This window comes from Kitasatospora saccharophila (assembly GCF_039529925.1).
GTDB classification, from domain to species: domain Bacteria; phylum Actinomycetota; class Actinomycetes; order Streptomycetales; family Streptomycetaceae; genus Kitasatospora; species Kitasatospora saccharophila.
The window spans coordinates 1-12,678 of the sequence record NZ_BAAANS010000038.1 but is presented as its reverse complement, the minus strand read 5'-3'; the positions used below and the strand labels follow the sequence as shown (position 1 = coordinate 12,678).

Below are 12,678 nucleotides of genomic sequence, written 5' to 3'. Positions count from 1 at the left end.
TTCGTGCTCAGTCGCCCTGTCGCCGAAACACCAGCGTGCCACACCGCCGCACGGCTTCGACGCCCCCGGGTAGGTGCAGCGGGCCCTGGCCGCGCCAGCCGGTGACCAGCAGGTCCACGGTCTCCAGGTGCCGGGCGAACAGGTCGCCGGCCGGGCAGCCCGCGCGCAGCGCCGCCCGGCGCAGCACCCGGCGGCGCACCGCGGGGGGCAGTTCGGCGAGCTTGCCGACGTCCAGGGCGCCGTCGGGGGTGCGCAGGTCGCGCTCGGCCAGGGCGGCCCACTGGTCGAGGGCGTCGGCGTCGTCGCGGAACAGGCGGGCGGTGCGGGCCAGCGCCTCGACCACGCCGCCGCCCAGGTGCTTCTCCAGCACCGGCAGCACCTCGTGCCGGACCCGGGAGCGGGTGTAGGCCGGGTCGGTGTTGTGCGGGTCGTCCCAGACCGGGATGGACTGCGCGCTGCACGCCTGCCGGGTGGCGGCCCGGTCCAGCTCCAGCAGCGGACGGCGGTAGCGGCCCTTCTGGGCGGGCATCCCGGCCAGCGAGCGGGACCCGGAGCCGCGGGCCAGGCCCAGCAGCACCGTCTCCGCCTGGTCGTCGCGGGTGTGCCCGAGCAGCACCGCCAGCGCGCCGTGCCGCTCGGCGGCCAGGTCGAGGGCCGCGTAGCGGGCGTCCCGGGCGGCGTTCTCCGGACCGCCCCCGCGGCCCACCCGGACGGCGACCGCCTCCACCGGGTCGAGGCCGAGCTCGCGCAGCCGGACGGCGACCTGCTCGGCCCGCTCGTCCGAACCGTCCTGCAGGCCGTGGTCGACGGTCACCGCGCCGACCCGCAGGCCGAGCTTGGGGGCCTCGAAGGCGGTGGCGGTGGCCAGCGCCATCGAGTCGGCGCCCCCGGAGACCGCCACCAGCACCAGCGGGGAGCCGGGCGCGGCGGGCGTGCGGGGCAGACCGGAGGGGTGCCGGCGGGCGTTGCCGATCAGCGTGCCGGGCACCGTCGCGGTGCCGGCCAGCACGGGCACCGGCACCGGCGCGGGCGTGCGCGGGCGGACCTGGCCGCCGGGGACGACGCCCGCCTCGGCGGCGAGCTCGGCGAGGGTACGGCGGACGGCGAGGCGTATCGCCGCGACAGCGGGGTGTGGGCCCATGGTTGGCACTCCTTGGCGGAGGGGGGTACGTCGGCCGCCTGTCAGCTCTCGGTCACCAGGCGCTCACAGATGGTCGCAGAATCCGGCCACCGCCCACGCCACCCGCGCCAACGGCGGATCCACCGTCCCACGTACGGGTGAATGGAGAAACGTTACGGCTGCCGCCAGGTGTACGACTCGCCAGGTTGACGGACCGGTCGCGACCGGACCCGGAGCGGTCCGGGAACGGCCCGGGAAGCGCGCTCAACCGATCACCCGGGACACCCAGGACGCCGGGTCGTGGACCTCCTCCTTGGTCGGCAGCGTGTTCGGCGAGGTCCACACCCGGTTGAAGCCCTCCATCCCGACCCGCTCCACCACGCCCCGGACGAACACCGCGCCGTCCTGGTACTGCCGCAGCTTGGCGTCCATCCCGAGCAGCCGGCGCAGCGCCAGGTCGAGCCGGCCGCTGCCCCGGTCGCGGCGGCGCTGGAACTTCTCCCGGATCTCCGCCACCGAGGGCACCACCGCGGGCCCCACCCCGTCCATCACCACGTCCGCGTGGCCCTCCAGCAGCGACATCACCGCCGTCAACCGGGCCAGGATCTCCCGCTGCGCGGGCGTCTGCACCAGGTCCGTCACGCTGGCCGCACCCTCCCGGCCCTCCCGGCGGCCGCCCAGGCCCGGCAGCGGCAGGCCGCCCAGCGCCTCGCGCAGCCGCTCCAGGAAGGCCGCCGGGTCGACGTCGGTCTGCGCCAGGAAGTCCTGCACCTCGGACTGGATGTGGTCGCGCAGCCACGGCACCGCGGTGAACTGGGTCCGGTGGGTCTCCTCGTGCAGGCACACCCAGAGCCGGAAGTCGTGCGGGTCGACGTCGAGTTCGCGCTCCACCTGGACGATGTTCGGCGCCACCAGCAGCAGCCGCCCGGGCGGCACCGCCAGCCCGCGCCGGGGCTGGTCGAACAGGCCCTCCGGGCTGTCCGGGGCGCTCGGCAGCTCCGCCGGGGCGAAGGTCTCGTACTGGCCCAGCACCTTCGCCGACAGGAAGGCCAGCACCACGCCGACCTCCACCCCGGTCGCCTTCGCCCCCGCCGAACCGGCCACCGCCGCGCCCCGGCCGCCGCCCTGCCGGCGGGCCGCCAGCTTCTCCGTCAACGGGCGCACCACCGTCCGGAAGCCCGCCACGTTCGCCCGCACCCAGCCCGGCCGGTCCACCACCAGCACCGGCGTCCCCGCCACCGCGGTCGACCCCATCCCGGTGTACTCGCGCACGTGCCGCTCGGCCTGCGCCGCGTGCCGCCGCAGCTCGGCGACGGCGGCCCGGGCCTCCTCCCGGCCGATCCGCGGCCCCGGCCGGGCGAGCCGCGTCGCGGTCGCCACCGCGAGATCCCAGTCGACCATCTCCGCACCGCCGCTCGCGCTCGTCATGCCCTCACCGTACGTGCTCGCCCCCTCCCGGGGGAGGGACCCGCGAACGGCGGGAGCCGCCGGACGGGCGGAGCGCGGGCCCGCGGCCGGCACGCGAGCGGGACGAGCAGGAGAAGCCGGAGGGACGGAGAACGGGCACCCGACCGGCCCCCGACGGGCTTCAGCAGCCGCGGGACGTCTCCCACCCGCCCCCGCGCCACCCGCAGGGCCGTCCCCCTCGGGCAGCACCGAGCCGCCCGCAGGGCTTCAGCAGCCGCAGGCGGCGATCTTGGCGACGATGCGGTCGACGGCGGCGCGGGCGGTGGCCGGGTCGGCGTCGGTGCGGGTCATCAGGGCGAAGGCCAGGACCCGGCCGTCGGCGTCCACCACGGTGCCGGCCAGGGTGTTGACGCCCTGGAGGGTGCCGGTCTTGGCGCGGACGATGCCCGCGGCCTCGCCCGCCCCAGACTTGGCGCTGAAACGGTTCACCAGGGTGCCGGAGAAGCCCGCGACCGGGAGACCGGTGATCACCGGGCGCAGCTCGGGGTGGTCCGGGGCGGCGGCCGCGGCGAGGAGCTTCACCAGGGTGACCGGCGGGATCAGGTTGGCCTTGGCCAGGCCGCTGCCGTCGGTGAGCAGCACGCCGTCCAACGGCACGCCGAGCGCGGCCAGTTCACCGGTCACGGCCTTCGCCGCGCCCTCGAAGCTGGCGGGCTGCTTCGCGGCGATCGCGGCCTGCCGGGCGACCGCCTCGGCCAGCGTGTTGTCGGAGGTGGTCAGCATCCGCTCCACCAGCCGTCCGATCGTCGGCGACTCGACCCGGGCCAGTTCGGTGGCGCCGGCGGCCGCGGTGGCCTGGGCGGGCTTGCCCCGGACGGTGATCCCCTCGGCCGCCAGCAGGGCCGCGAAGGAGTCGGCGGCCTGCCCGGCGGGGTCGAACACCCGGGCCGGGGCCTCGTCGGGCGAGCGCGGGTCGATCCGGCCCTCGTCGACCATCAGCGGGGTGACCGCGGCGATGTTCATCGCGTCGTGGTCGTGGTGCAGCAGCGGGCCGCTGTACAGCGAGGTGTCGTAGGAGAGCTTCACCTCGGTGCCGCCGGCGGCCTTCAGCGCGGCGGCGGTGCGGCGGGCCAGTTCGGCCATCGAGGCGGGGGCGCTGTCCCGGTCGACGGGGGCGCCGCCGATCCGGACCTGGTCGGCGGGCAGCGCGGTCAGGGTGGGGTCGCCGCCGCCGACCAGGGTGATCTCGCCGGGGGCGGCGCCCCGGACGACGGTGGTGGCGATCCGGTGCTCGGCGGGCAGCAGGGCGAGCGCGGCGACGGCGGTGGCGAGCTTGGTGGTGGAGGCGGGCGTGGCCGGGACGTTCTCCTGGGAGCCGAACAGGAACTCGCCGGTGGCGGCGTCGGCGACGGCGAAGTTCAGCGTGCCCAGCGCCCGGTCCTGGACGGTGTCGCCGAGCGCGGTGCGCAGCCCGCCGCCGGTCGGCGCCTTGCTGTCGGCGGCGTCCCCGGCGGCCAGCACCGGGCCCCTGACCGGCACCGACCGGTGCCGGTCGTCCCGGCGCTGCTGCCCGCCGTCGCCGCGGCCGCCGGCCTTCCCGTCCTTCCCGCCGTCGTCGTCGCCACCGTCCCGGCGGTCCCGGTCCTGGTCCCGGTCCTGGTCCGGTCCCTGGTGCCGGCCGTCGTCGGCGTGCCGGCTGTGCGCCGGGTCCGGCGAGGGCTGGGCCGCGGCCGGGTCCGCGAGCGTCGTGCCGGTCGCCAGCACCACTCCCAGCGCGGCCGCCAGCGCCGCCCTGCGACCCCGTCCCGCCCCTGTCCCTGATCTCACCGACCGGCCCCTTTCCTGAGCACACCCCGCCGTAGGAGACACTTGGATTCTGTCAGTCCCAACCCTTGGAGGAACCGTTGGAGTTCGACGTCCTGATCGAGATCCCGAAGGGCTCGCGCAACAAGTACGAGGTCGACCATGAAACGGGCCGGCTCCGTCTGGACCGCATGCTCTTCACCTCGACCCGTTACCCGGCCGACTACGGCTACGTCGAGGGCACCCTCGCGGACGACGGCGACCCGCTGGACGCACTGGTCATCCTGGAGGAGCCGACCTTCCCCGGCTGCCTGATCAAGTGCCGCGCCATCGGCATGTTCCACATGACGGACGAGGCCGGCGGCGACGACAAGCTGCTCTGCGTCCCGGCGACCGACCCGCGCTGGTCGCACCTGCAGGACCTGCAGGACGTGTCGGAGTTCGACCGCCTGGAGATCCAGCACTTCTTCGAGGTCTACAAGGACCTGGAGCCGGGCAAGTCGGTCCAGGGTGCCGACTGGGTCGGCCGGGCCGAGGCCGAGGCCGAGATCGAGGCTTCGATCAAGCGCCTGCAGGAGCAGGGCGGCCACTGAGCCGTACCGCCCCCAGGGGCACCCCGCAGCACCCGTGCGAGGGGCGGGAGTCCGGTCCGGACTCCCGCCCCTCGCGCGTCGCCGGGCTGCCCCGGCCGGTCGTCAGGCGTCGGCGCCGTCGTTGTCGTCGAGCCGGAAGCCGACCTTGAGGCCGACCTGGTAGTGCTCGATCGCGCCGTCCTCGATGTGGCCGCGGACCTGCACCACCTCGAACCAGTCCAGGTTGCGCAGCGTCCGGTTCGCCCGGGCGATGCCGTTGCGGATCGCGGCGTCCACCCCTTCGTGCGAGGTTCCGACGATCTCGGTGACCCGGTAGGTGTGGTCGGTCATGGCGTCTCTCCCTGTGCGGCGGCGGGTGGCTCCCCCGCCGTCCACCGTGCACCGAAGTGCCGCCGCGGGCATCCCGGCGTCCGCCGACGGTGGTCCGGGCTCAGAAGGCGGCGCGGACCTCGCCCACCACGTTGCCGCCGCCGTGCAGCGGGGCGGCGGCGATCCGCTCCAGCACCGGGTCCTGGACGCCCAGCCGGCGCAGCGCGGCGGCCAGCACCGGGCCGCGGGCCCGCTCCGCGCCGTCCTCGACCTTGAAGGCGAGGGCCCGGCCGTCGGGCAGCGCCACCACCTGGACGGCCTCGGCGCCCATCTTGGACAGCGCGCCGGGCACCGCCCGCATCAGCCAGGTGTCGGCCCGGCGGGTGCCGGCCACGTACTCGGGGTGGGCGCGCATCGCGTCGGCGACCCGGCGCTGCTCGGTGCCCGGGTCGGCGAGCAGCAGGGCCCGGTAGCCGCGGGCCAGGCCGGTGAGCGAGACGGCCAGCAGCGGGGCGCCGCAGCCGTCGGTGCCCAGGTGGGCGGCGCGCTCGCCGGCGGCCTCCTCCAGGGCGGTGCGGGCCAGCCGCTGGATCGGGTGGGCCGGGTCGAGGTAGGTCTCCAGGTCCCAGCCGTTGGCGGCGGAGGCGGCCAGCCAGGCGGCGTGCTTGCCGGAGCAGTCCATCAGGATCGGGGCCCGCTCCCCGCCGGAGCGCAGCAGTTCCTCGGCCTCGACCCCGTCCAGCGGCAGGTCGGCGGGCAGCCGCAGGGCGGCCTCGGTGAGCCCGGCGTCGGCGAGGAGCTTGCGCACGGCGGCGCGGTGGAAGGGCTCGGCGGAGTGGCTGGAGGCGGCCAGCGCGAGCTGTTCGCCGCCCAGGTCGAGGCCGGCCCGCAGGGTGGCCACGGCCTGGAAGGGCTTGGCGGTGGAGCGCGGGTAGACCGGCAGTTCGGGGGTGCCGAGCGAGAACTCGACGGCGCCGTCGGCGTCGAGCAGGACCAGCGAACCGCGGTGGCGGCCCTCGGTGAAGCCGGAGCGTATGACCTCGGCGAGGGCGGGCAGGGCGGACTGCGACACGGGTGGGTCTCCAGGGGCGGTGCGGGCGAGGGTGGGGTGGGCCCGGCCGCGTCCGCCCCGCTCAGCGCTCGCTGAGCAGGTCGTCGACCCGGGCCTCCCCTTCACGGTACCTGCGGGTGATCTCCGCCCCGCAGTCGTCCGCGGTGCGCTGGAGCGCCTGGCGGCGGCCGGAGACCTCGCGCTGGTGCTCGTCCAGCCGTTCGACGGCGGCCAGCAGGTCGGCGGTGGGGTGCGCGGCCAGGTCGGCCAGCTGGACGTCGCCCATCAGGGCGTCGGCCTCCAGCCGGTAGCGCTCGCCGCGCGGCGGGCCGAGGGTGACGTGCCGGGCCGGGCGGCGGGTCGCGGACGGGGCGTCGGCCAGGATGGCCGGGAGCCGGTCCAGCAGGGCGCAGGGGGCCTCGCCGGCGGCCTGCTGCGGGATGATCTCCCGGCGCTGGAGCTCGGCCCGCAGGATGTCCATCCGGCCGTGCAGCAGGCGGCGCAGGTAGGACAGGTCGGCCTCCTGCTCCAGGGCGTCCCTGCGGAGCACCCGCAGTTCCTCCAGGGCCAGGCCGGCCAGCCCGTCGACCGCGCTCACGTCCATCAATCCGACCACCTGCCGTAGTACCAGTGCCCGCCGGTAGCACGGGCCGCCCGCCTCCCAGGGTTCCCCCCGGCGGGCGGTGCCACTCGTGCGGGTGACGCGGTTCGCCGGGACGGCGGACGCCCCCGCGGGGCCCGGGTGGCCCCGGGCGTCGGACAGCGTGCCACCCCGGGCCCCGGCGCCGCACGCCCGAGTACCCGAACGGCCCCCTGGCGAACACCCCTGGCTAGTACGAAGAATCCGCGCCACGGGTTCACCTGCACGAATCGGGGCGCACCACGTGCGACCCCGGCGCGCAACCGGGTGCCGTGCGCCCCCGGTGGACCCGCCCCGGCACAATGGGCGGCATGCGAGCAGTGGTGCAGCGGGTCGCCGGGGCGGCCGTGACGGTGGACGGCGAGACGGTCGGCGCGATCGAGGGGCCGGGCCTGTGCGTCCTGGTCGGCGCCACCCACGAGGACACCCCGGCGCAGGCCGCCCAACTGGCCCGCAAGCTCTGGACGCTGCGGCTGTTCCCGGGCAGCCCCGAGCTCTCCTGCTCGGAGCTCGGCGCCCCGCTGCTGGTGATCAGCCAGTTCACCCTCTACGGCGACGCCCGCAAGGGCCGCCGCCCCACCTGGAACGCCGCCGCGCCCGGCCCGGTCGCCGAGCCACTGGTGGACGCGGTGGTGGCCGAACTGCGGGCGCTGGGCGCGAAGGTGGAGACCGGGCGGTTCGGCGCCGACATGCGGGTCTCGCTGGTGAACGACGGGCCGTTCACCGTGCTGCTGGAGGTGTAGGTCCGGCCTCGCCCCCCTGCGAGCCGAAGGGCGCGCCGGTGCCGAAAGCGACGAGCGACAAGTGACCGACGGAGGAGGGAGTGCTGGAGCGAGGAGTGTCGGCGCCGGGTCAGAGCGCCCGGAGGCGAGCGAGGACAATCAGACGATGACGTCCTGGGTGCCGGGGACGCCGTCGGCCAGCAGCACCGCGTCCACCGGGGTGTTGCGCTTGACCAGGGCCAGCGCGATCGGGCCCAGCTCGTGGTGCCGGGCCGAGGAGGTGACGAAGCCGACCGGGCGCTCCTGGCCCTCGACCCGGACCTCGGTGCCGTGCGCGGGCAGCTTCTCCTCGGTGCCGTCCAGGTGCAGGAAGACCAGCCGGCGCGGCGGGCGGCCCAGGTTGTGCACCCGGGCGACCGTCTCCTGGCCGCGGTAGCAGCCCTTCTGCAGGTGCACGGCACTGCCCAGCCAGTCCACCTCGTGCGGGATGGTGCGGTGGTCGGTCTCGAAGCCGAGCCGCGGCCGGTGCCCCTCGACCCGCAGCGCCTCGTACGCCCAGACGCCCGCCGCCGGGCCGAACTCCTCGGCGGCCGCGGCGAGTTCGGCGCGCGGCAGGAACAGGTCGCGGCCCCAGGGGAGTTCGCGCACCGCGGCGGCCCTCCCGACCGGGGCGGTGGAGCCGGCGGGCAGGAACACCACGGCGTACTGCTCGGTGGCGTCGGCGACCTCGACCCGGTTCCAGAACTTCATCGACTCCAGGTACTTCAGCAGCGCGGGGACGCCGCCCGGCTCGACGTGGATCCAGGTGGTCTCCCCGTCGTCGACCAGGTAGAGCGCGTGCTCCACGTGCCCGTTCGGGGACAGCACCAGCGCCTCGGTGGCCCGCTGCGGCGGCAGTTCGCTGACGTGCTGGGTGAGCAGCAGGTGCAGCCAGCTCAGCCGGTCCGGGCCGGTCACGGTGATCACGCCGCGGTGCGACAGGTCGACGAAGCCGCGGCCGGCGGCCAGCGCGCGCTGCTCGCGGAACAGGTCGCCGTAGTGGGCGGCGACCCCCTCGTCGGGACCTTCGGCCGGGACGGCGCCGGGCAGGGCAAGCAGCGGGCTCTTCATACCCCTCAGCTTACGGCTGCCCGTTCTCCAGCTTGGCGGTGCAGTCGGCGCAGCGGCCGAAGATGGCGAAGTGCTTGAGGTCGGTGTCGAAGCCGTGCTCGGCGCGCAGGCTGTCGATCAGCGGGGCGGCGATCTCGGTGTCGGTCTCGGTGACCTTGTCGCAGTCCCGGCAGACCAGGTGCAGGTGGGTGTGCCGGCCCGCCAGGTGGTAGGTGGGGGCGCCGTGGCCGAGGTGCGCGTGCGAGACCAGGCCGAGCTCCTCCAGCAGCTCCAGCGTCCGGTAGACGGTGGAGATGTTGACGCCGCTGGCGGTCCTGCGGACCTGGACCAGGATCTCGTCCGGGGTCGCGTGGTCGAGGACGTCGACGGCCTCCAGCACCAGCTGGCGCTGCGGGGTGAGCCGGTAGCCGCGCTCGCGCAGGTCGGCCTTCCAGTCGGTGGTCTCGCTGTTCGCCACGTGTGTCCCTGCCCGGTGAGAGGTCGTGCGACAAGTGTAGGGACCGGCCGACCGGCCGGCCCCTACCCGTGCGCGTGCGATCGGGTCAGCGGAAGAACGCGATCCCGTCGTCCGGCAGGTCGTTGATGTCGTGGATCAGCTGCGCCGGGTTGAGCACCTTCTTCAGCTGCGCCGACATGTACGGCCGCAGCGGCACCTCGGGGGCGGCCTTCTCGCCGACCCACAGCAGCTCGTCCTTGACCAGGCCGTACAGCCGCTTGCCGCCGCTGTAGGGGGCCGCGCCCTCGATCCGGGCGACCGCGTCGGTGGCCAGGTCGATCTGCGGCTTGCCGTCGTGCAGCTTGCCGTACCAGATCTCCACGGTGCCGTCGTCGCGGACCGAGGAGACCTCGATCTCGCGCTCGCCGCTGGTGCCGTGCTGGTTGCTGGTGACCCGCCAGAAGGAGTGCTCGGTCTCCAGCGGGCGGACCTTCTCCCCCTGCTCGTCCAGCACCCAGGTGCGGGAGCGGAACTCCAGGAAGGGGCGGCCGTCGTGCCGGAAGACGAGCTCCTGGCCGAAGTTGCACTTCTCGCTGCCCGGGCCCTCTTGTCCGGGAAGGGGGGCGTGGACGCCCGCGCCCTCCCAGGTGCCGAGGAGGAAGGCGAGCGGGACGACGTCGCGGTGGAGGTCGGAAGGAATCTCGATCATGGTCCTGGCTGGTGTCGTCGGACGGTTACCGGGTCAACCGTACGGCAGTCGTCAGCGCTGGCCCTGGTAGAGCTTCATGACGGAGAAGATGGCGAACCAGGTGATCAGCACGGCCATCAGAGCCAGCAGGCTGTCGAAGAAGATCTCAAGACCGGACACGGTGCGCTCCAGGGGCGGGTCGACGGGCTGTGGTACGGCGCGAGTCTATCCGGCGGCTCCCGCGCCCGTAGTCTCTGGGGCATGTCGAAGAAGCTGGTCATCAAGGTCACCGCCGGTGCGGACGCGCCGGAACGCTGCTCGCAGGCCTTCACGGTCGCCTCGGTCGCCGTCGCCAGCGGCGTGCCGGTCTCGCTCTGGCTGACCGGGGAGTCCGCCTGGTTCGCCCTACCGGGGAAGGCCGCCGAGTTCGAGCTGCCGCACTCCGCGCCGCTGCCGGACCTGCTGGAGGCGGTCCTGGCGGGCGGGAGCGTCACGCTGTGCACCCAGTGCGCGGCCCGCCGGGACATCGCGCAGGCCGACGTGATCGAGGGCGTGCGGATCGCCGGGGCGCAGGTGTTCCTGTCCGAGGTGATGGCGGACGGCGCCAGGGCGCTCGTCTACTGACGCCGGGGGCCGTCGTCCGGCGGCTCGCGGTCCGGCGCGTCCCGGTCGTGGCCGCGCCGCTCCCAGTGCGGGTCGTCCCAGCGCGGGTCGTTCCACCAGTCGTCGTCCCGGTCGCGCTTGTTGGCCAGGACGGCGGCCACCGGCGGGATCACCATCGCGACCACGCACATGCCGATGGCGGCGCCGACCGACCAGAAGCGCACCACGCCCCAGGCGAGGACGAACAGCGCCAGGCAGACGCCCATCATCACGAAGTAGCGCACGTGCCGTCGGTGTGCCTGCACCCCTCCAGGGTAGGCCGAGGGGCCCGGCCGCCGTCAGGCGTCCGGGCCCCTCGTCACGCTGTCACGCCGTCGCGCGGTCCTCAGACCGCGATCGCGACCTCGGTGAACTCGCCCTGGGTGGCGACCACCTGGCGGTCCACGGTGGCGCCGGGCACCAGGGCCCGCAGCGTCCACTTGCCCGGGCGGGCGAAGAACCGGAACTGCCCGGTCGCCGAGGTCGGGACCTCGGCCGTGAACTCGCCGTTCTCGTCGAGGAGCCGCACGTAGCCGTTGACCGGCTCGTCGTTGCGGGTCACCGAACCCTGGATGATCGTCTCGTTGGCCACGTCAACTCCTGCCAGGTCCGGACCGCCGGCCTTCGCACCGCACATGATCTGTCTCCCTCTTCCTTGCTGTCGCGCGAGCCGGAGCTCAGTTGCCGAGCTCGATCGGCACGCCGACCAGGCTGCCGTACTCGGTCCACGAACCGTCGTAGTTCTTGACGTTCTCCTGGCCGAGCAGCTCGTGCAGCACGAACCAGGTGAGCGCGGAGCGCTCGCCGATCCGGCAGTACGCGATGGTGTCGGTCGCCAGGTCGACGCCCTCGGCCTCGTAGAGGGCCTTGAGCTCGTCGTCGCTCTTGAAGGTGCCGTCGTCGTTGGCGTTCTTCGCCCACGGGACGTTCTTGGCGGACGGGACGTGGCCCGGACGCTGCGACTGCTCCTGCGGGAGGTGGGCCGGGGCGAGCAGCTTGCCGGAGAACTCGTCGGGCGAGCGGACGTCGACCAGGTTCAGGGTGCCGATCGCGTTGACCACGTCGTCGCGGAAGGCGCGGATCGAGGAGTCGGCCGGCTGCGCGGTGTACTGGGTGGCGGCCCGCTCGGGCTGCTCGACGACCAGCTCGCGGGAGTCGAGCTCCCACTTCTTGCGGCCGCCGTCCAGCAGGCGGACGTCGCCGTGGCCGTACAGCTTGAAGTACCAGTAGGCGTAGGACGCGAACCAGTTGTTGTTGCCGCCGTAGAGCACCACGGTGTCGTCGTTGGCGATGCCCTTGGCGGACAGCAGCGCCTCGAAGCCGGCCTGGTCGATGAAGTCGCGGCGGACCGGGTCCTGGAGGTCCTTCTTCCAGTCGATCCGGACCGCGTTGCGGATGTGGTTCTTGTCGTAGGCGGCGGTGTCTTCGTCGACCTCGACGATGACGACCTTCGGGTCGTCCAGGTGGGCCTGGACCCAGTCGGCGTCGACCAGGACGTCACTGCGGCTCATGCGGGTTCTCCATCCGGGGGCGGTTGGCGGAAGGGCTGCTGGGAGTGCTCCGGACCGCACGCGTCCGCACACCTGTCCGCATGCTGGGACGGCGCTGGGCGCGGCTTCGGCCGGGGTGGTTCAAGGGGTGTGTTCGTCGCTCCGGACGCACCGGTGCCCGTGGCTACCGGTCAAGCGGCGTCGGAACGAGGGCGGACGTGCCGGGACTGCGGGGCGCGACCGCCGGTCAGCGCATTCGACACAGGCAGCTCGACACGCGGCAGTGGTCTACCGCCCGCCGCTTCGTGAGGTCCGCCTGTCGCTTCATGACCACGATGCTAGGGAACCGGTGGGGGCGCTGTCATCATCGTGTCGAATGCTGAGACCGGATCATCCGCATGGTGGGATTTACCGGTTTTCGCTTCCGCGCCGTCCGGCCCGGTCCCCGTGCGGGGAGCGGGCGAGCGGGCGTTTCCGGACGTTCCGGCGGCACGGCTGGACAGCGCGTCTCGCCCAGCGGACGGTCGGGCCGCCCGGATCCGAACGGGGCCCAGTGCGGATCCGAACGGGGCCTAGTGCTGCATCAGACAACGTTTGCCTCGCCATGGGAGACTGCTCCGTCGACTGGGGGGAGAGTGTGGCCGTGGAGGTTGCCAACCGCGCGCTG

At 74.3% G+C, this 12,678-nt stretch carries 15 protein-coding genes; 3 read left to right on the top strand and 12 right to left on the bottom strand.

What is annotated here, in order from left to right:
* Positions 1–7: 7 nt before the first annotated feature.
* The 3 genes from tilS to dacB form a co-directional block, all read right to left on the bottom strand.
* Positions 8–1,141: a tRNA lysidine(34) synthetase TilS gene (gene tilS / locus ABD345_RS25450; protein WP_344554955.1), complete on the bottom strand. Its 1,134-nt coding sequence runs from the start codon at positions 1,139–1,141 to the stop codon at positions 8–10.
* 243 nt (positions 1,142–1,384) lie between these two features.
* Positions 1,385–2,548 carry a zinc-dependent metalloprotease gene (locus tag ABD345_RS25445; RefSeq protein ID WP_344554953.1) on the bottom strand — a complete coding sequence of 388 codons (1,164 nt, stop codon included), beginning with the start codon at positions 2,546–2,548 and terminating at the stop codon, positions 1,385–1,387.
* Between the two features lie 246 nt (positions 2,549–2,794).
* Entirely contained in the window at positions 2,795–4,354 is a 1,560-nt protein-coding gene (dacB, locus tag ABD345_RS25440) for a D-alanyl-D-alanine carboxypeptidase/D-alanyl-D-alanine endopeptidase (RefSeq protein WP_344554951.1), read from the bottom strand.
* Positions 4,355–4,431: 77 nt separating this feature from the next.
* Between dacB and ABD345_RS25435 the strand changes: the two genes are divergently transcribed.
* Positions 4,432–4,923: an inorganic diphosphatase gene (locus ABD345_RS25435; protein ID WP_033217614.1), complete on the top strand. Its 492-nt coding sequence runs from the start codon at positions 4,432–4,434 to the stop codon at positions 4,921–4,923.
* Between the two features lie 102 nt (positions 4,924–5,025).
* Here the strand turns inward: ABD345_RS25435 and ABD345_RS25430 are convergent, their stop codons facing one another.
* The 3 genes from ABD345_RS25430 to ABD345_RS25420 form a co-directional block, all read right to left on the bottom strand.
* Positions 5,026–5,253, bottom strand: a complete 228-nt coding sequence (locus tag ABD345_RS25430; RefSeq protein WP_344554949.1) for a dodecin — start codon at positions 5,251–5,253, stop codon at positions 5,026–5,028.
* Between the two features lie 100 nt (positions 5,254–5,353).
* Complete coding sequence (locus tag ABD345_RS25425; protein WP_344554947.1) at positions 5,354–6,304, bottom strand: asparaginase; 951 nt, start codon at positions 6,302–6,304, stop codon at positions 5,354–5,356.
* A 61-nt stretch (positions 6,305–6,365) separates the two neighbouring features.
* Complete coding sequence (locus ABD345_RS25420; protein WP_344554945.1) at positions 6,366–6,887, bottom strand: RsiG family protein; 522 nt, start codon at positions 6,885–6,887, stop codon at positions 6,366–6,368.
* A gap of 347 nt (positions 6,888–7,234) precedes the next feature.
* Between ABD345_RS25420 and dtd the strand changes: the two genes are divergently transcribed.
* Positions 7,235–7,666, top strand: coding sequence for a D-aminoacyl-tRNA deacylase (gene dtd / locus ABD345_RS25415; RefSeq protein WP_344554944.1), 432 nt, complete (start codon positions 7,235–7,237; stop codon positions 7,664–7,666).
* A gap of 138 nt (positions 7,667–7,804) precedes the next feature.
* Here the strand turns inward: dtd and ygfZ are convergent, their stop codons facing one another.
* The 3 genes from ygfZ to ABD345_RS25400 form a co-directional block, all read right to left on the bottom strand.
* Positions 7,805–8,755 carry a CAF17-like 4Fe-4S cluster assembly/insertion protein YgfZ gene (ygfZ, locus tag ABD345_RS25410; protein ID WP_344554943.1) on the bottom strand — a complete coding sequence of 317 codons (951 nt, stop codon included), beginning with the start codon at positions 8,753–8,755 and terminating at the stop codon, positions 7,805–7,807.
* Between the two features lie 10 nt (positions 8,756–8,765).
* Positions 8,766–9,212 (bottom strand): Fur family transcriptional regulator, encoded by a 447-nt coding sequence (locus ABD345_RS25405; protein ID WP_344554941.1) that lies wholly within the window; start codon positions 9,210–9,212, stop codon positions 8,766–8,768.
* 85 nt (positions 9,213–9,297) lie between these two features.
* Positions 9,298–9,900, bottom strand: coding sequence for a heme-binding beta-barrel domain-containing protein (locus ABD345_RS25400; protein WP_344554939.1), 603 nt, complete (start codon positions 9,898–9,900; stop codon positions 9,298–9,300).
* Between the two features lie 240 nt (positions 9,901–10,140).
* On the opposite strand from ABD345_RS25400, the gene ABD345_RS25395 reads away from it, so the two are divergent.
* Positions 10,141–10,503 (top strand): DsrE family protein, encoded by a 363-nt coding sequence (locus tag ABD345_RS25395; protein WP_344554937.1) that lies wholly within the window; start codon positions 10,141–10,143, stop codon positions 10,501–10,503.
* On the opposite strand, the gene ABD345_RS25390 is transcribed toward ABD345_RS25395, so the two are convergent.
* The 3 genes from ABD345_RS25390 to ABD345_RS25380 all read right to left on the bottom strand — a co-directional run bounded on the left by ABD345_RS25390 (position 10,497) and on the right by ABD345_RS25380 (position 12,032).
* Positions 10,497–10,787, bottom strand: coding sequence for a DUF3099 domain-containing protein (locus ABD345_RS25390; protein ID WP_344554935.1), 291 nt, complete (start codon positions 10,785–10,787; stop codon positions 10,497–10,499). The genes ABD345_RS25395 and ABD345_RS25390 overlap by 7 nt on opposite strands.
* Before the next feature lie 80 nt (positions 10,788–10,867).
* Complete coding sequence (locus ABD345_RS25385) at positions 10,868–11,158, bottom strand: DUF1416 domain-containing protein (protein WP_014137449.1); 291 nt, start codon at positions 11,156–11,158, stop codon at positions 10,868–10,870.
* Positions 11,159–11,198: 40 nt separating this feature from the next.
* On the bottom strand, positions 11,199–12,032 hold the full coding sequence (locus tag ABD345_RS25380) for a sulfurtransferase (RefSeq protein WP_344554933.1): 834 nt from the start codon (positions 12,030–12,032) through the stop codon (positions 11,199–11,201).
* Between the last annotated feature and the right edge of the window lie 646 nt (positions 12,033–12,678).

What these genes read in the sequence shown, in the direction of transcription:
- dtd (WP_344554944.1), top strand. Translation starts at nt 7,235, where the DNA reads ATGCGAGCAGTGGTGCAGCGGGTCGCCGGGGCGGCCGTGACGGTGGAC.
- ABD345_RS25380 (WP_344554933.1), bottom strand. Translation starts at nt 12,032, where the DNA reads ATGAGCCGCAGTGACGTCCTGGTCGACGCCGACTGGGTCCAGGCCCAC.
- ABD345_RS25445 (WP_344554953.1), bottom strand. Translation starts at nt 2,548, where the DNA reads ATGACGAGCGCGAGCGGCGGTGCGGAGATGGTCGACTGGGATCTCGCG.
- ygfZ (WP_344554943.1), bottom strand. Translation starts at nt 8,755, where the DNA reads ATGAAGAGCCCGCTGCTTGCCCTGCCCGGCGCCGTCCCGGCCGAAGGT.
- ABD345_RS25400 (WP_344554939.1), bottom strand. Translation starts at nt 9,900, where the DNA reads ATGATCGAGATTCCTTCCGACCTCCACCGCGACGTCGTCCCGCTCGCC.
- ABD345_RS25395 (WP_344554937.1), top strand. Translation starts at nt 10,141, where the DNA reads ATGTCGAAGAAGCTGGTCATCAAGGTCACCGCCGGTGCGGACGCGCCG.
- tilS (WP_344554955.1), bottom strand. Translation starts at nt 1,141, where the DNA reads ATGGGCCCACACCCCGCTGTCGCGGCGATACGCCTCGCCGTCCGCCGT.
- ABD345_RS25385 (WP_014137449.1), bottom strand. Translation starts at nt 11,158, where the DNA reads ATGTGCGGTGCGAAGGCCGGCGGTCCGGACCTGGCAGGAGTTGACGTG.
- ABD345_RS25420 (WP_344554945.1), bottom strand. Translation starts at nt 6,887, where the DNA reads ATGGACGTGAGCGCGGTCGACGGGCTGGCCGGCCTGGCCCTGGAGGAA.
- ABD345_RS25430 (WP_344554949.1), bottom strand. Translation starts at nt 5,253, where the DNA reads ATGACCGACCACACCTACCGGGTCACCGAGATCGTCGGAACCTCGCAC.